This is a genomic window from Ruegeria sp. N11 (genome assembly GCF_056531525.1).
The window spans coordinates 96,498-113,316 of sequence record NZ_JBQFLX010000003.1 but is presented as its reverse complement, the minus strand read 5'-3'; the positions used below and the strand labels follow the sequence as shown (position 1 = coordinate 113,316).

Sequence of the window (16,819 nt, the reverse complement as noted above, 5' to 3'; positions counted from 1 at the left end):
CTTAGACTTTGGGGTCGGGGTTCACTGTGTGACCATCCACGGCAATCACCTGCCCCGACACCAGCCTTGCCGCATCCGAGGCGAGAAAGACCGCCATATTGGCGATATCCTGCGCCTCGACGAATCGGCCCATTGAGGTGCCCGCGGCATAGCCCTGGTAAACCTGGTCGCGCGTCATTCCTTTGGCCGCAGCCTCACGCTGCAAAACGCCCTCCATTCGGGGGCCTTCGACAGCGCCCGGGCAGATTGCATTGGCGCGTATACCGTGCGGCCCCAACTCCATCGCCAGCGTCTTCATCAACCCGATCACGGCCCATTTCGCCGCTGAATAAGGCGCGCGAAACGGATACCCATATTGTCCGGCCGTCGAAGACGTCAGGATAATGCTTCCCGCGCGCGCCGATTTCATCATCGGGACCGCATGTTTGGCTGCCAGAAATGCGCCGTCCAGATTGACCGCGACACAGGACCGCCACTCGGCCAGATCGATATCCTCGATCGCGTCAGTCGGCCCTGCGATCCCCGCATTGGCGCACAGCACGTCCAGTCCACCAGCCGCACCGGCCGCCTGAAAGACGGCGCTCATGTCGTTCTCGCTGGTCACATCCGTCCAATGCGCGGTCCAGTGATCCGGCAAGGCCTGCAGCGCCGCCTGATCGATATCCGTCACCCAAACCTCATAGCCCGCTGCGTCAAACGCATCGGCCATGGCACGACCGACGCCCGCAGCGCCGGCCGTGACCAGAACCCGCCGGGTCATGACGGTTTCCGAATGGCCACACCCGCACCTTCGGGGTATGGCAGATCAGCCTGCGCGGCGGCAATTCGCGCCATCGCATCCTCGATTTCGGCCGAAGGCGCGCTGGGGCGGCGGGTTTCCAGTCTGACATGCAGCAAAAAGCTCTCACCCGTTGCCAGCAGCTTGTCGCCCTCGTACATGCTATGGAAAACGTGCAGTTTCTTGCCCTGACCCAACAGCATCTGCGTGCGCACTTCAATCTTTGCGCCCGCATGGACTTCGTCGATATAGCGAAGGTGGTTCTCAGCGGTGAAATAGCTGCCGCCCGAGGCGATGTAATCCGCGTCACAGCCAATAATCTCCATGAACCGGTCGGTCGCCGCAGCAAAAGCCTCGAGGTATTTGGCCTCGTTCATGTGACCGTTGTAATCGGTCCAGTCCAGCGGCACCGCCCGCGACAGAGTCAGGATCGGCTGGCTCAGATCTGCCTGTTCCAGCGTCGGCAGCGCGCCGGGCCGCAGCATTGCGTCATGCTGGTTCAGCACCGCACCTGCCCCGTAATTCTGCAGCTTCAGCGCCCGCATCATCCCGACAAGGTTGTTGTCGCGGATACGCTCCAGTTCGCGGATCGAGTGCATCCCGGATTGCGCATCGGACTGTTCGGCGATCATGTCGACCAGTTCATCGGTAAATTCCGGCACGTCCATCAGCTTGGTCCAGGGCCATTGCAGGGCTGGTCCAAACTGCGCCATGAAATGCCGCATCCCGGCCTCGCCCCCGGCCACGCGATAGGTTTCGAACAGCCCCATTTGCGCCCAGCGGATGCCAAAGCCCATACGGATCGCCTCATCGATCTCTTCCGTGGTCGCAATGCCATCCTTGACCAGCCACAGCGCCTCACGCCAGACGGCCTCGAGAAACCGGTCTGCAATATGCGCGTCGATCTCTTTCTTGATATGCAGCGGGAAGAAGCCGACCGACGTCAGCATTTCCTTGGCCGTGGCAACCAACTCGGCTGAGTTCTTCTCGGTCGGCACCAGTTCGATCAACGGCAGCAGATACACCGGATTGAACGGGTGCGTCACGACGATCTGTTCGGGGCGCAGTGCGCCTTCCTGCAACTCCGAAGGCTTGAAGCCGCTGGTCGAGGACCCAATGATCGCGCCCGGATCACACGCCTCCTGCAACCCCTTGTAAACCTTCAATTTCAGCTCTAGCCGCTCGGGCACGCTTTCTTGAATCCAGTCCGCACCCCTGACGGCATCGGCCATATCCTCGTGAAAGCTCAGCGCCCCCTCGGTCGGCGAAGGCACATCGCTGAGACCGGGCAACGAGCGACGCGCATTGTCCAGCACTTCGCCAATTTTGCGCTCGGCTTCCGGGTCCGGGTCGAACACCCGAACATCCCAGCCATTCAGCAGAAACCGTGCGGCCCATCCGCCGCCGATTACACCACCACCAATGATCGCCGCTGTTTTCATGTCATCCTGCCAGTTGAACGCGCATATTTCATCTTTTTCAAAATACTCCGGGGGTTTGGGGGCTGGGCCCCCAAGTACCGCTCCGTTCTCACTTCGCTACCGGAGCCCGTTTGACCAGCCCCAACTTTTCACGCACTTCCTGCGGTCCGATCACCCGTGCACCCATGTTTTCGATGATGTTGCCCGCGCGCTCCACCAACTGCCAGTTCTCGGCAAGCACGCCTTTCTCCAGCCACAGATTGTCTTCCAGCCCGACGCGCACATTGCCGCCCGCCAAAACCGAGGCGGCAACAAACGGCATCTCGTTCCGTCCCAGCGAGAACGCGCTGAAGGTCCAGTCATCTGGCACATTGTTCACCATCGCCATGAACGTGTTCAGATCATCCGGCGCGCCCCAGGGGACGCCCATGCAAAGCTGGACCAGGGCGCTGGGTTCCAGAATACCTTCCTTCACTAGTTGCTTGGCAAACCACAGATGGCCGGTGTCAAACGCTTCGATTTCCGGCTTCACACCCAGGTCCGTCATCATCTTGCCCATGGCACGCAACGCGCCGGGCGTGTTGGTCATGACGTAATCGGCTTCGGCAAAGTTCATGGTGCCGCAGTCCAGCGTGCAGATTTCGGGCAGACACTCTGCAACATGCGCCACACGCTCGGACGCACCGATCATGTCCGTTGCGGCTTCATTGACAGGGAACGGGTTCTCAATCCCGCCAAAAACGATGTCGCCGCCCATGCCGGCGGTCAGGTTCAGAACCGCATCGACCTCGGCATCGCGAATGCGGTCGGTGACTTCGCGATAAAGGGCCAGGTCACGCGACGGTGCGCCGGTTTCCGGGTCGCGTACGTGGCAATGCACCACCGCTGCGCCAGCCTTGGCCGCGGCAATCGCACTTTCGGCGATCTGCTTGGGCGAGCGCGGCACATGCGGGCTGCGATCCTGCGTCCCGCCCGATCCGGTGACAGCACAAGTGATGAAGACTTCGCGGTTCATTTCCAGAGGCATTGCGTTTTCCCCAAGTTATACCCGGCTTCACCTTGGGTTTTCCCCAGGCTTTTCCCCGGATTCTGATTTGCGTTGCTGCCGACTCTGACGCAGCCTTGGGAAAACACTTGCCAGAATGCGAATCGAACTTGATGAAATCCGCAAAAAACATACTTCAGCCCGAACATCGCGCCCTGAAAACGGCGGTACTGGTGCTGGACGAATGCAACACGCTCAGCTTCGCTTCGGCCGTTGATCCAATGCGCGCGGCCAACCGTCTGGCAGACCGCCCGGCCTTTGACTGGGATTACGTCACCGCAACGGCTGAACCTGCAATGCTGACCAGCGCCCTGCAGGTGCCCGGGATCCCCCTGGCCCGGCTGCAAAGCTGCGAGTTGATGATTGTCGTCGCCGGGTTCCAGCTCGCCCGCCATGCCACGCCCAGTCTGCTGGCTGGCCTGCGCCGCATTGCCGGCACCGGCGCCACCATGGCCGGTATCGATGGCGGACCGTGGCTGCTGGCCGAAGCCGGCCTACTCAACGGCCACCCTGCCACAACGCATTGGGAAGACCTCAGCAGCTTCGCCGCGCGGTTCCCCGAAGTCGACGTCCGCCCGGACCGTTTCACCGTGTCAGAAGGCCGCCTGACTTCGGGTGGTGCGATTCCCGCAGTCGAGATGATGCTTCACCTCATAGCCGCCCGCCATGGCGCCGGCTTCGCCGCGCGGGTTTCGGGCCTGTTCCTCTACGAAGGCGCGCCGCAACCTTCGAAACCCCAAAGCCGCACCGGCGCACCGCATCGCCATTCTGCCCTGACCGCCCGCGCCAATTCGCTGATGGAATCCTCGCTCGACGAACCACTGCCGCTGGCCTATATCGCCGACCGTCTGGGCACCAGTCCCCGTACCCTGCAACAACAATTCCGTCTGCGCCTGAACACCACGCCGCAGGACCACTACCTGCAATTGCGCCTGGCCGAGGCGCGCCGCCTTGTCACCGACACGGACATGCCACTGATGGATGTGGCCCTGGCCACCGGATTCGCCTCACAATCCAGCTTTGCCCGCGCCTTCCGTACGGCCCACGGCCTCTCGGCCCGTGACCTGAGGCAATACCGGACCCAGCCCACGCATCACTGACCAAACCGCTCAATTGTTCAGAAAGACCTCGAGGAAGACACCGCTGGCGACGGGGGCTGCGCCCCTAGAACGGCATCGGATGGGCCCGGTGCGCTTGATTTATCTCGGTCAAAACGTCCGTCGACAATTCAAGATCGGCACCGCGCAGTATATGCTCCAACTGCACGACGCTCGTGGCCCCGAAGATGGCTGACATCATGAAAGGTCGGGTCCGGCACCAGGCCAGCGCCATGTGAACCGGGTCCAACCCGTGGCGATCCGCGATCTCGAGGTAGGCCGCCACTGCGTCAAAGACACGCGCGGACTTGCGTCCCCCCATTGCGGGCACCAGCGACATGCGCGATCCGGCCGGCACTGCCCCGTTCTGGTATTTGCCAGTCAGGAACCCTGCGGCCAAAGGGGAAAAGGCCATCAGGCCCACATCCTCGTGTACGCTCAACTCACCCAGGTCGGTGTCGAAGTGGCGGCAGAGCAGCGAATACTCGTTCTGTACAGACGCGACCCGTGGCGCGCCTGTCTGTTCGGCCAGCCGCAGCCACTGTGCCGTGCCCCAGGCGCTTTCGTTCGACAGGCCGAATGCGCGGATATTGCCCTTGTCCACCTGCGCCTGCAGCGCCAAAAGGCACTCCTGCATGTTCTCCAGAACTTCTCCGGTATTCTTCCCCGATGGCGCATAATCCCAATTTTGCCGAAACATGTAGCTGCCGCGATTGGGCCAGTGAAATTGGTAGAGATCAATGCAATCCGTTTGCAACCGCCGCAGCGAGCCTTCGATGGCCTCGGGGATGGTCTGCCCGGTGATTGGCGCGCCGTCGCGGGCGTGGGCAAACCCCGCGCCGGAATGCTTGGTGGCCAACACATAGTCGCCCTGTCGTGACCGGTTTGCGGCATTCCAGTTGCCCAGAATTTCCTCGGTCCGCCCGACCGTCTCTTTCGAGACCGGGTTCACCGGATACATCTCGGCCGCATCCACAAAGTTGACCCCGGCATCCAACGCCAGGTCGATCTGCGCATGCGCCTCGGGTTCTGAAGTTTGCGTGCCAAACGTCATCGTGCCCAGACACAGGTCCGACACCATGATGCCCGTACGGCCCAGAGGCTTGGTTTTCATCCGTCACTCTCCTGACTTGTTTTCGAAAATCAGGCCTCGGCCTTCTTTTCCCACCGCCCCGACGCCTCGGACCAGTATTGCGCCGAGCATCCCGCGGCGGTCAGCGCCTTCCACTGCCCCCGTGCGTGCTGAACGGCCTGTTCGTCGTTGCCATCGAACAGGATGCACACCCGTTCCAACGCGGCAACCTCGTCGGCCTCGACCGGCGCGCCATCCACCGCCATCACACAGGATGGGTCATTTGCGGCATCCGCCGTGGTGGTCAGCAGGATGGGCTGTGCCACATCATGCGGCCCGCCTTCCCGACCATGCGGCAGGAACCCCTCCTCGGGACCCAGCCACAGTTTTTCATCCAGCCAGTCCATCCGCGCGGGATCGGTCCCCCGCACGGCAATCCGCCACCCGGCCTGCCGCGCCTTGTCAAGCAGCTCCGACAGGGTCTGCTCCAAAGGCTGCCGGGTCAGGTGATAGAAATAGACGGCCCCCATCCGATTACTCGAAATTGTCCTGCACGAACCGGCTCAGTGCGCGCACGCCCCAGCCCGTGGCCCCCTTGGGAGCGTAAGACGTCTCGGTTGAAACCGAGGCAACACCGGCAATGTCCAGATGAATCCACGGCGTCTCTTCCTTGACAAACCGTTGCAGGAACTGCGCCGCAGTGATTGAACCCGCAGGCCGTCCGCCCACGTTTTTCATATCCGCAATGCGTGATTTCAACTGTTTGTCATAGGCCTCGCCCAGCGGCAGCCGCCACGCGCCCTCATCTTCGGCCCCGGCAGATTTCAGGAACGCATCGCAGAACGTGTCGTTGTTCGAGAATACACCGGCATTTTCATGTCCAAGACCGATGATGATCGCACCTGTCAACGTGGCCAGATCGACCATGCCAACGGGCCGGAACCGTTCCTGCGCATACCACATGACATCACACAAAACCAACCGCCCCTCGGCGTCGGTGTTGATGATCTCGACCGTATCGCCCTTCATCGAGGTGATCACGTCACCGGGCCGCGTGGCATTGCCCGAGGGCATGTTTTCGACCAGCCCCACCAGCCCGACGACATTGGCCTTTGCATTGCGTTTTGCCAGCGCCCGCATGGTGCCCGCCACAACGCCCGCGCCGCCCATGTCCATCGTCATGTCTTCCATGCCACCGGCGGGCTTCAACGAAATGCCGCCGGTGTCGAACACGACGCCCTTGCCGACCAGCGCCAGCGGCGCATCGTCCTTGTCGCCCCCGTTCCACTGCATCACCACCACTTTCGAGGGGCTGTCGGACCCCTGTCCGACGCTCAGCAATGTGCGCATTCCCAACTCGGCCAGCTTGTCCTCTTCCAGAACCTCGACCTCAAGCCCCAGCGCCTCCATCTCTTTCAGACGATCGGCGAACTCGGTTGTGGTCAGTACGTTGGCAGGTTCGTTGGTCAGGTCACGGGTCATCCGCACGCCGTCGGCCACGGCATAAAGCGGCGCAAAGGCGGCCTCGACCTCGTCATGCTTGCCGTGGCTGATGGTGACGGTGCCAGGTTCCTCCGCGTCCTTGGTCTTGTGCGCATCGAAATCGTAACTGCGCATCGCGATACCCATGGCCAGATCTTCGCACCGCAGCTGATTGGCCGCCATCACCAGCAGATCCGTGCCCGCTGCCAGCTTGGCCAGTGCCGCACCCGCCTTGCGCGCCTCTGCCCGCTCAGGCCGGCGCGGCAGCACCAGAACATCCAGCGCTTCCGCAGCCATCCCACCCGGCCAGCCCAGCGAGATGACTTCCCCGGTCTTGGCCTTGCCGAACTTCTCACTTTCAACCAGTCGCGCAACCGCACCACGTGTCAGGCGATTGGCGCGACGGGCGGCTGGACCCATTTTTCCCTCTGACGTAATGATGATCGCCACGCGCCCCTCAGCCTGCGCCATTGCATCCACATCGAAGGCCTGAAAACGGACTGGAACCAGACTGCTCATTGCAAACTCCTCAAAATCTGTTCCCCAAGACCTAGCCCGCACCGCGCGGCTTGACCAGATAGCAGTTTTCCCCAGCCGTCATTTGCATTAAAGTCCCGCAAAAAGAACCGACAGGCATCGGGGGACAAGACTTGGCACCAAACGGCAGGCACAAGCCGTCGCGCAGAAAATCACCTTCCGGCAAATTTGGCCCGGCCCCTTGCTTTTTCGGGCTGATGAGGGCGCTGTCGTGATCCTCGACCGCTATTTCGCCCGCAGATTCCTGCAAAGTTTTCTGGTCATTGGCAGCATCTTTCTGACACTGATGATTCTGATCGATCTGATCGAACAGATCCGTCGTTTTGACGATTCCAACCTGTCTTTTGGGCGCCTGCTACAGCTGACTTTGCTGAACACACCCGCTGCCATCAGCGAGATGTTGCCTCTGCTGATCATTCTGTCGACCATTGCCCTGTTCATCGGCCTGGCCCGCAGTTCCGAACTGGTTGTGACCCGCGCAACCGGGCGGTCCGGCATCCGCGCTCTGGCTGCGCCGGTTGTACTGGCGCTGATCATCGGTGCGCTGGCCGTGGCCCTGCTGAACCCGATCGCTGCGGCAACGTCCGAAGAATACCGGCGTCTGGCGGACAGCTACCGCAACGACGGCCGTTCGACCCTGTCCATCAGTCGCGATGGCCTGTGGCTGCGACAAGGGGCGCAGGACGGGCAATCGGTCATTCACGCGCAGGGCACCGAGAATGACGACATCCTGCATCTGACCGGTGTCACGATCATCACCTTTGGCCAAAACGGCAAGCCGACCCAGCAGATCGTCGCTGACGAAGCACGGCTGGAAGATGGCAGATGGGTCCTGCAGGACGCCAAGATCTGGTCCCTGAAGGATGACGAAAACCCCGAATTGAATGCGGTGACGCATGACCGGCTGGACCTGCCCACGTCCCTGACCCGTCAGCGCATCCTGGATTCACTGGGCCAGCAGGACTCTGTCTCGGTCTATGATCTGCCGCAACTGATCAACGATCTGGGACAGGCCGGGTTCTCGACCAAGCAATACGAGGTCTGGCTGCAATCCGAACTCGCGCGGCCCTTCTTTCTGGTCTCGATGGTCCTGATCGGTGCTGCCTTTACCATGCGCCACGTGCGTTTCGGCGGCACAGGCATCGCTGTGCTGACCGCCGTTCTACTGGGCTTTGCCATGTATTTTATCCGCAATTTTGCGCAAATCCTGGGGGAAAACGGACAATTGCCGGTCTACGTCTCGGCCTGGGCTCCACCCTTTGCCGCGCTGCTTCTGTCGCTGGGCCTGTTGCTGCACGCGGAGGACGGCTGATGCGGCACTTGCTACCCTTGTTGCTGTCCGGTGCGCTGATCCACAGCGCGCCAGTTATCGCTACAGCGCAGTCCGCGCCTGCACCAAATGCCGGGCAAGCGGCTGAACCGCAGGACCTTCCGGCCCTTCTGGTCGCAGACAAGATCTTTATCACTCCGGATCGCAAGCTGATCGCCGAAGGCAATGTCGAGGCGTTTCAGGGCGACGCCAAACTGACGGCCAGCAGCATCATCTATGATCGTGAAACCGGTTCGCTCGAACTGCAGGGACCGATCCGGATCGATCAGGAAGGCCGCACCACGATTCTGGCCGATTCGGCGGAACTGGACAACGGTATCCAGAACGGCCTTTTGATCGGTGCGCGCATGGTGTTCGACCAGCAGACCCAGATCGCCTCGGTCGAGGCGCGCCGCGCCGCCGGTCGTTACACGCAGCTCAGCAAGGTCTCGGCCACGTCCTGCCATGTTTGTGCCGACGGTCGTGCGCCACTGTGGCAGATTCGCGCCCGCAAGGTCACGCACGACCAGTTGGAGCGGCAGTTGTATTTCGAAGGCGCGCAGTTCCGTGTGCTGGATTTCCCTGTCTTCTATTTTCCGTATTTGCGCCTGCCGGATCCGACACTGGAACGCGCGACAGGGTTTCTTGTACCGTCCATTCGAACCACCTCGCAGCTTGGGACCGGCGTTCAGGTGCCGTACTTCTTCAAGCTCGGTGACCACAAGGACCTGACCCTGACCCCGTACCTGTCTTCGGGCACACGAACGCTGGGCTACCGGTACCGGCAAGCGTTCAAAACAGGCCGCATAAACATCGAAGGGGCCTACACACGTGACGACATCCAGCCGAACCAGGATCGCGGCTATCTGTTCGCAAGTGGCTTTTTTCTCTTGAAGAACGACTTCCGGTTGCTGTTCAGCATCAACACCACGTCTGACGACGGTTATCTGGCGGATTATGGCCTGCCCAATTACGACCGCCTGCGTAGCGAGGTCGCGCTTGAGCGGATCAAACGGGATACGGCCTTCAGGACCAACCTGATCCACTACAAAACGCTGCGTGACAGCGAAGATCAGGATGAAATTCCGTCGCGAATTTTCGACCTGAACTACCAGAAACGTTACTTCCCCCAAGGGGTTGGAGGCGAAGTCCGCCTGTCATTTCTCAGCCATGCCTACGAGCGTACCAGCGATACGGACGTCACTGGGCGCGATGTGGCGCGCGCCACCGTTGACGCCGAGTGGCTGCGCAGTTGGATATTCGCCACCGGATTACGGGCTGACGCTCAGTTCGGTGCGTCGGTGGACAGGTTCAACATCCGGCACGACAGCAATTTCGCGGATAACGTCAACCGGCTCACGCCTCGTGCGGCAATGACCCTGCGCTATCCGATGCAGCGCCGCGAAGCATCCGGTGCCTCGCAGGTGCTGGAACCTATCGCTCAGGTCGGGTGGACCCATGTGTCGACCAATGACGTGCCGATTGACGAAAGCACATTTCAGGAATTCGATCAGGGTGATCTGCTTTCCCTGTCCCGCTTTCCCGCAGTTGACCGCCGTGAAGACGGGCCGACCGGCGTTGTGGGCGTCAACTGGGCGCGGTACGGCATCAATGGCTCACGTGCATTGGCAACGATAGGTCAGGTTTTCCGCGCCGATGCCGACCCGGCCTTCAACCTGACATCCGGCCTTCAAGGCACGTCTTCCGATTTGCTGATTGCCGGGCAGGTAGACACGGTCAAGGGCTGGTCCATTGGCGGGCGCGGCCTGGTCAACGGCGATTTCAGCTTTGCAAAAGCCGAACTGCGTGGTCAATGGGCGCGCGGTGACGATGCAATCGTCGGCAGCTATGTCTGGCAGGAGCCTGACCCGGACGAGAACGTGGATGACGAAATCTCAGAATTCTGGGTGAACGGGCGCTACAGAATAGACGAGAACTGGCTGACTCGCGCCGAGGCGCGCTATGACCTCAGCGAAGACGAACCGATCCGGTACGGGTTTGGACTGACCTATCAGAACGAATGTGTTCAGGTTAACATGAGCGTCAGCCGACGCTTCACATCAACATCAAGTATTGAGCCTTCGACGGAATTCGGGTTTACCGTTGCCCTGACAGGTTACGCCATCGACGGCGGCGGTAAGAAGTACAAAAGATCATGCAGCTGAAATCAGGTTTCTCAAGGTTTATTCGTTCCGGCTGGATCAGGCGGGCCATTCCGGCACTTGCTGCCGCAGTCATCACGCTCGCAGCCGGGCAGATCTCGGCCCAAAGCCTGTTCTCGCCGGCGATCCGCGTCAATCAGGACATCATCACCTGGTACGAGTTGCAGCAACGCCAGCAATTGCTGACCGTTCTGGGCGTTCCCGGCAGTTCAGACCAAGAGGTGCGCGAAGCTTTGATTGAAGACAGCCTGCGCAATCAGGCCCTGCGCGATGCCGGCATCACGGCAACACCCGAAGACATTGAGGTCGGTATCGACGAATTCGCATCCCGCGGTCAGCTGTCGTCCGACGAATTCCTCAATGCCCTTAAAAATGAAGGGGTCGATCGCGAAACCGTGCGGGATCTGGTCGCCAACCAACTGGCTTGGCGCGAGTTCATCAGCACACGCTTTCTTTCCCAGTCCCGCCCTTCGGAAGACGAGATCAACCGCGCACTGGGACAAGGCGGCAATGGCGGCCTGCAGGTTCTGCTGTCTGAAATCATCATCCCGGTGACCCCGCAAACTCTGCCTCAGGCCCAGGTCCTGGCAGACGAAATCTCGAAACTCGAAGGCTATGACGCCTTCTCTGCCGCTGCCACACAGTACTCAGCCGCCGCTACCCGTGATAATGGCGGCAGGCTGGAATGGCTGGGCCTGACCGACCTGCCCCCGGCCCTGCAACCGGTGCTTCTGGGCCTCAAGAACGGCGAAATCACCGCGCCGCTGTCGCTGCCCAACGCTGTCGCCCTGTTCCAGATGCGCGGCGTTCGCGAGGTTTCGACCGCCGCGCCCCGGTATTCCGAGATCGACTATGCCGCGTATTACCTGCCCGGCGGGCGCAGCGCGGAAACCCTGACCCGGGCCAACAGGCTGAAGGAAGAGATCGACACCTGCGACGACCTTTATGGCATCGCGAAGGATCAGCCGGCTGCAGCATTGGATCGTGTGTCCGCGGCCCCGTCGGAAATCCCGCGCGATGTTGCGCTGGAACTGGCCAAGCTGGACAACAACGAGGTGTCGACAACGCTCACCCGCAACAACGGGCAGACTCTGATGTTCCTGATGCTGTGCACCCGCACTCTGGACAGGGGAGAGGACACGACGCGCCAGGACATTGCGAATGCCTTGACCCAGCAGCGCCTGCAAGCCTTTGCCGACAGTCTTCTGGAACAGATGAAGGCCGATGCGACCATCATCTCGCAATGACCGCCCCCATTGCGCTCAGTTGCGGGGAACCGGCCGGGATCAGCCCTGAAATCGCCGCTGGCGCATGGTCCCAATTGCACGGCGCCTGCCCGTTTTTCTATATCGGCGACGCTGCACACCTGCCCAAAGGCACCCCGATCCGCAAAATAAGCGCACCATCGCAGGCGCAAGCCGTCAGTGCCGAGGCCCTGCCTGTGCTGCACATGGAATTTCCCGCGCCCAACCGACCGGGCCATCCCGATCCGGACAATGCGCCGTCGGTCATCGATACCATTGAACTGGGCGTCAACCTCGTGCGCTCGGGCGAGGCCTCGGCGCTATGCACCGCGCCCATTCACAAGAAGGCCCTGATCGACGGGGCCGGGTTTTCCTTCCCCGGACATACCGAGTTTCTGGCAGCCCTCGCCGGTCAGGAGCGCGCGGTGATGATGCTGGCCAGTTCCAATCTGCGCGTCGTGCCCGCCACGATCCACATCCCGCTGTCCCGCGTGCCGTCCGAACTGACACCAGATCTGCTGCGCGACACCATTGCAATCACGGCTGACGGTCTGCGCCGTCAATTCGGCATCGCACACCCCCGTATCGCGGTGGCGGGCCTCAATCCACATGCTGGCGAAGGCGGCAAAATGGGAATGGAAGAACTGGACTGGATCGCGCCGCTTCTGAAAGGCCTGCCAACCAACGGCTACACCGTCACCGGCCCCCATCCGGCCGACACGATGTTCCACGCCGCCGCCCGCGCCCGATACGATGCCGCAATCGCCATGTATCACGATCAGGCCCTGATCCCGATCAAGACACTGGATTTTGACAAGGGCGTAAACGTAACGCTGGGCCTGCCCTTCATACGCACGTCGCCTGACCACGGCACCGCACTGGACATCGCCGGAAAAGGAATCGCCAATCCCACAAGCCTGATCGAGGCCCTGAAGCTTGCCCAACAGATGGCACAAACCCCTTGATCCTTCACCTGGCCGAAAATATCCCCGCCGGAGGCAAAAAACCTCTGGCGCTTACCCACCAACCCGCGCCACGGTAATCGGATCATGAGCGCAATCGACACCCTCCCCCCTCTGCGCGAAGTCATCGCGTCACATCAGCTCTCGGCCCGCAAGTCGCTGGGTCAGAACTTTCTGCTCGACCTGAACCTGACCGCGAAGATCGCCCGTCAGGCCGGGGATCTGACCCAATGCGATGTGCTGGAAATCGGGCCGGGCCCCGGCGGACTGACCCGTGGCCTGCTGTCCGAAGGCGCGCGCAAGGTCGTCGCGGTCGAAAAAGATACGCGCTGCATCGCCGCCCTGAACGACATCGCCGCCGCCTATCCAGGCCGGCTCGAAGTAATCAACGGCGACGCTCTGGAAATCGACCCTCTGGCCCATCTGACCCCGCCGATTCGCATCGCAGCCAACCTGCCGTACAATGTCGGCACCGAACTGCTGGTGCGGTGGCTCACACCGCCCAAATGGCCGCCGTTCTGGCAAAGCCTGACTCTGATGTTCCAGCGCGAAGTGGCCGAGCGTATCGTCGCCCAACCCGGAAGCAAGGCCTATGGCCGCCTCGCTATCCTGGCCCAGTGGCGAGCCGAGGCGCGTATTGCCATGTCCCTGCCGCCCGGCGCGTTTACTCCGCCGCCCAAGGTTTCAAGCGCAGTGGTCCACCTGACCGCCCTGCCCGAGCCGCGTTTCCCGGCAAATGCTGCAACACTGTCCCGCGTGGTCGCCGCCGCATTCAACCAGCGCCGCAAGATGCTGCGCGCCTCGCTGAAAGGCGTGGCCCCGGATATCGAGGATCGTCTGCTGGCTGCCGGTATCCAGCCCACGGAACGGGCCGAACAGGTCCCTCTGGAAGCCTTCTGCGCGCTGGCGCGTGAAGTTTCCAAAGGCTGAAACAAAAAACCCCGGGCGTAACCCGGGGCTTCTTCTCAACCGATACGAGCGCTTACTCAGCCGCTTCCGGCGCGTCGCCTTCACTTGAAGGCGCTTCTTCAGCAGGTGCAGGCGCGGCCTTGGGCTTACGGCCCCGGGGCTTGCGCGCGGGTTTTTCCTTTTTCTCGGGCGTTTCGGCGACCGGCGCATCCTCTTTGCTTTCCGGCGTCTCGACCAGACCCGATTCCGGCGTTGCCTCCTCAGAACCGAAATCCATCACGTCGGGCTGCGGTGCCTCGGCCGGGTCTGCCTGGCGGGCAGCTTCACGTTCCTGACGTTCGGCGCGTTCGCGATCGCGTTCGGCCTGGCGCTCGCGATTCTGGCGCTCCTGCTCTTCGCGGCGCGCATCAATCTCGCGCTGCGCTTCGCTCAGCATGCGCAGATAATGCTCGGCGTGCTGCTGGAAATTTTCGGCCGCCACGCGGTCGTTGGACAACTGCGCGTCACGCGCCAGCTGATTGTACTTATCAATGATTTGTTGCGGCGTGCCACGCACCTTGCCCTCGGGGCCTGAACTGTCGAAAACCCGGTTTACGACGTTACCACCAGAAGGGCGATTGCGGTTATTCTTGGCCCGCGAGCGGGATTTTGAAGATCTCATCTTACTTTACGTCAGCCTTGTCATTCGCTGTCGATCAACCCGTACCTTACGCTGCTCAGAGGCTTGTCCCGTACCGCGTCATCGACTTTTTTGGGCTTGGCGTCAGGGGTGCGCTGCAAAAGCGCCAGCCTCGCTGACTACTCTGAGTAAGCATGTCCTGCCCGCGCAGACAAGGGGTTTATCGGATATTTCGCAGCTTTTTTACTTTCGCAGGCGCATTTCAGCCTCAGTTTTCGGGCCTAACCGGGCATTCTTGCGACAATTACCCGATCCCGCCCGTCCAGATCGGAAATGACACGAATTTCCGCCAGTCCGGCGGCATCAAACAACGCGGACACATAGTTGGCCTGCGTCGGTCCGATTTCGACCAGAAGACGCCCGCCCCGCGACAGAAAATCCGGGGCCGATGACGCGATCCGACGATACGCATCTAGCCCGTCGCCCTCATCTGTCAACGCTAGTCGCGGTTCATGTTCGCGTACTTCGGGGGAAAGCTCCTCCATTTCGGAAAGCGAGATATAAGGCGGGTTCGAAACGATCAGGTCAAACATGCCATCAACCGCCCCAAACCAGTCGGAATGCCAGACATCGATGCGGGCCTGCACCTGATGCTGCACCGCATTGGCGCTGGCCTGCAAACAGGCGGCTTCGCTGAGGTCGACACCAACCCCGGTTGCGCTGCGCCGCTCGGCCAGCAGCGTAATCAGAATACAACCGGACCCGACCCCCAGATCCAACACCCGGTCAAAAGGTTCGCTCAGGGCCGCTTCAATCAATACTTCCGTTTCGGGGCGCGGGTCCAGAACATCACGGCTGACGCGAAACCGGCGGCCGTAAAACTCGCGCTCTCCCAACAGGTGCGAGACCGGAACGCGTATGGCCCGAAGCGAGATCAGCTGGTCGTAGCGCTCGGCGATATCCGGCGACAGCTCCTCGGGCGCGATCAGAGTGACCCGGCTGGCTTCGATCCGGGCCGCATGAGCAAGCAACAGCCGCGCGTCCCGCGCCGGATCTTCAACGCCTGCCGCGCGCAGCCGGGCAGTTGCCGCCACCATCGCCTGCGCCGCAGTCTGCGCCCCGGTCATTGCGCCATCTCGGCCAGAAGCCGCGCCTGATCATCTGCGGTCAGCGCATCGATCACCTCTTCCAGATCGCCCTGCATCACCTGATCCAGCTTGTACAGAGTCAGATTGATACGGTGATCCGTCATGCGACCTTGGGGGAAATTATAGGTCCTGATCCGCTCGGACCGGTCGCCCGAGCCGACCTGACTGGCCCGATCCGCCGAACGCTCGCTGTCGATTCGCTGCCGCTCCAGATCGTAAAGCCGCGTTTTCAGCACCTGCATCGCAATCTCGCGGTTGCGGTGCTGGGATTTCTCGGAACTGGTTACCACGATGCCGCTGGGCAGGTGGGTGATCCGTACGGCCGAGTCGGTGGTGTTCACGTGCTGACCACCAGCACCGGAAGACCGCATCGTGTCGATGCGGATGTCACCCGCGTCAATCTGGATATCCACGTCCTCAGCCTCGGGCAAAACTGCCACCGTAGCCGCCGAGGTGTGAATTCGTCCGCCACTTTCGGTTTCTGGCACCCGCTGCACCCGATGCACGCCGGATTCGTATTTCATGCGCGCAAAGACGTTGTCACCCTTGATACGGGCCACCACTTCCTTGATCCCGCCCAGATCGGAGGCTTGCTCCTCGATGATTTCGAACTGCCATCCCCGCGCTTCGGCATAGCGCTGATACATGCGCAAAAGGTCTCCGGCGAACAATGCGGCCTCATCCCCGCCGGTGCCGGGACGGATTTCCAACATCGCCGGGCGCGCATCCGCTGCGTCCCGCGGCAACAACGCCAGTTGTAACGCGTGCTCTGCGTCGGGAATACGTGCCTGCAACGCCGGGATTTCCTCCTCGGCCAGTTCCTTCATGTCGGGGTCGGCCAGCATCACCTTTGCCTCGGCCAGATCGGCCACGAGCTGTCTCCAGGCCATGATCTGATCAACCACCGGCTTGAGGTCAGAATATTCCTTGGCCAATGCCGCAATATCACCGCCCGACGCGCCATCTGCCATGGCCGCTTCGAGGTACTGGAATCGCTGAGTTATCTGTTCAAGGCGTTCTTCGGGGATCATGCG

Annotated in this window: 15 protein-coding genes; 6 read left to right on the top strand and 9 right to left on the bottom strand. The window is 61.5% G+C overall.

The genetic code is table 11. The features are described from left to right. Position 1: 1 nt before the first annotated feature. From ACR0J8_RS04210 to bcoG, 3 genes are all read right to left on the bottom strand, one after another. Positions 2 to 760 (bottom strand): SDR family oxidoreductase, encoded by a 759-nt coding sequence (locus ACR0J8_RS04210; RefSeq protein ID WP_170805575.1) that lies wholly within the window; start codon positions 758 to 760, stop codon positions 2 to 4. Beyond that, complete coding sequence (locus ACR0J8_RS04205; protein WP_480888916.1) at positions 757 to 2,220, bottom strand: carnitine 3-dehydrogenase; 1,464 nt, start codon at positions 2,218 to 2,220, stop codon at positions 757 to 759. Before ACR0J8_RS04205 ends, ACR0J8_RS04210 begins: the two co-directional genes overlap by 4 nt. Before the next feature lie 88 nt (positions 2,221 to 2,308). Next, on the bottom strand, positions 2,309 to 3,226 hold the full coding sequence (gene bcoG, locus ACR0J8_RS04200; protein ID WP_480522422.1) for a 3-dehydrocarnitine:acetyl-CoA trimethylamine transferase BcoG: 918 nt from the start codon (positions 3,224 to 3,226) through the stop codon (positions 2,309 to 2,311). A gap of 131 nt (positions 3,227 to 3,357) precedes the next feature. Here bcoG and ACR0J8_RS04195 point away from each other — a divergent pair, with 131 nt between their 5' ends. Then, positions 3,358 to 4,344, top strand: coding sequence for a GlxA family transcriptional regulator (locus ACR0J8_RS04195; protein WP_480888915.1), 987 nt, complete (start codon positions 3,358 to 3,360; stop codon positions 4,342 to 4,344). A 64-nt stretch (positions 4,345 to 4,408) separates the two neighbouring features. On the opposite strand, the gene ACR0J8_RS04190 is transcribed toward ACR0J8_RS04195, so the two are convergent. Genes ACR0J8_RS04190 through ACR0J8_RS04180 form a run of 3 tightly spaced genes read right to left on the bottom strand, consistent with a single transcriptional unit; the run spans position 4,409 to position 7,414 of the window. After that, positions 4,409 to 5,455 carry an aldo/keto reductase gene (locus ACR0J8_RS04190; protein WP_480522423.1) on the bottom strand — a complete coding sequence of 349 codons (1,047 nt, stop codon included), beginning with the start codon at positions 5,453 to 5,455 and terminating at the stop codon, positions 4,409 to 4,411. 29 nt (positions 5,456 to 5,484) lie between these two features. After that, positions 5,485 to 5,943: a DNA polymerase III subunit chi gene (locus ACR0J8_RS04185; protein WP_480522424.1), complete on the bottom strand. Its 459-nt coding sequence runs from the start codon at positions 5,941 to 5,943 to the stop codon at positions 5,485 to 5,487. A gap of 4 nt (positions 5,944 to 5,947) precedes the next feature. Then, positions 5,948 to 7,414 (bottom strand): leucyl aminopeptidase, encoded by a 1,467-nt coding sequence (locus ACR0J8_RS04180; protein WP_480522425.1) that lies wholly within the window; start codon positions 7,412 to 7,414, stop codon positions 5,948 to 5,950. Between the two features lie 229 nt (positions 7,415 to 7,643). Between ACR0J8_RS04180 and lptG the strand changes: the two genes are divergently transcribed. From lptG to rsmA, 5 genes are all read left to right on the top strand, one after another. After that, positions 7,644 to 8,744, top strand: coding sequence for an LPS export ABC transporter permease LptG (gene lptG / locus ACR0J8_RS04175; protein ID WP_480522426.1), 1,101 nt, complete (start codon positions 7,644 to 7,646; stop codon positions 8,742 to 8,744). Continuing rightward, positions 8,744 to 10,906 (top strand): LPS-assembly protein LptD, encoded by a 2,163-nt coding sequence (locus ACR0J8_RS04170; RefSeq protein WP_480522427.1) that lies wholly within the window; start codon positions 8,744 to 8,746, stop codon positions 10,904 to 10,906. The genes lptG and ACR0J8_RS04170 overlap by 1 nt, the downstream gene beginning before the upstream one ends. Next, positions 10,897 to 12,150 carry a peptidylprolyl isomerase gene (locus tag ACR0J8_RS04165; RefSeq protein ID WP_480522428.1) on the top strand — a complete coding sequence of 418 codons (1,254 nt, stop codon included), beginning with the start codon at positions 10,897 to 10,899 and terminating at the stop codon, positions 12,148 to 12,150. The genes ACR0J8_RS04170 and ACR0J8_RS04165 overlap by 10 nt, the downstream gene beginning before the upstream one ends. Beyond that, on the top strand, positions 12,147 to 13,112 hold the full coding sequence (pdxA, locus tag ACR0J8_RS04160) for a 4-hydroxythreonine-4-phosphate dehydrogenase PdxA (protein WP_480522429.1): 966 nt from the start codon (positions 12,147 to 12,149) through the stop codon (positions 13,110 to 13,112). The genes ACR0J8_RS04165 and pdxA overlap by 4 nt, the downstream gene beginning before the upstream one ends. Before the next feature lie 84 nt (positions 13,113 to 13,196). Next, positions 13,197 to 14,039, top strand: coding sequence for a 16S rRNA (adenine(1518)-N(6)/adenine(1519)-N(6))-dimethyltransferase RsmA (gene rsmA, locus ACR0J8_RS04155; protein WP_480522430.1), 843 nt, complete (start codon positions 13,197 to 13,199; stop codon positions 14,037 to 14,039). Positions 14,040 to 14,091: 52 nt separating this feature from the next. Here rsmA and ACR0J8_RS04150 read toward each other — a convergent pair whose 3' ends face one another. The 3 genes from ACR0J8_RS04150 to prfA all read right to left on the bottom strand — a co-directional run bounded on the left by ACR0J8_RS04150 (position 14,092) and on the right by prfA (position 16,816). Continuing rightward, the gene (locus ACR0J8_RS04150; RefSeq protein ID WP_170610596.1) at positions 14,092 to 14,679 is read right to left on the bottom strand and encodes a DUF4167 domain-containing protein; all 588 of its coding nucleotides are present in this window, start codon (positions 14,677 to 14,679) and stop codon (positions 14,092 to 14,094) included. Between the two features lie 239 nt (positions 14,680 to 14,918). After that, positions 14,919 to 15,764, bottom strand: coding sequence for a peptide chain release factor N(5)-glutamine methyltransferase (gene prmC, locus ACR0J8_RS04145; protein WP_321252548.1), 846 nt, complete (start codon positions 15,762 to 15,764; stop codon positions 14,919 to 14,921). Next, positions 15,761 to 16,816 carry a peptide chain release factor 1 gene (gene prfA / locus ACR0J8_RS04140; RefSeq protein ID WP_480888988.1) on the bottom strand — a complete coding sequence of 352 codons (1,056 nt, stop codon included), beginning with the start codon at positions 16,814 to 16,816 and terminating at the stop codon, positions 15,761 to 15,763. Before prfA ends, prmC begins: the two co-directional genes overlap by 4 nt. Positions 16,817 to 16,819: the final 3 nt, after the last annotated feature.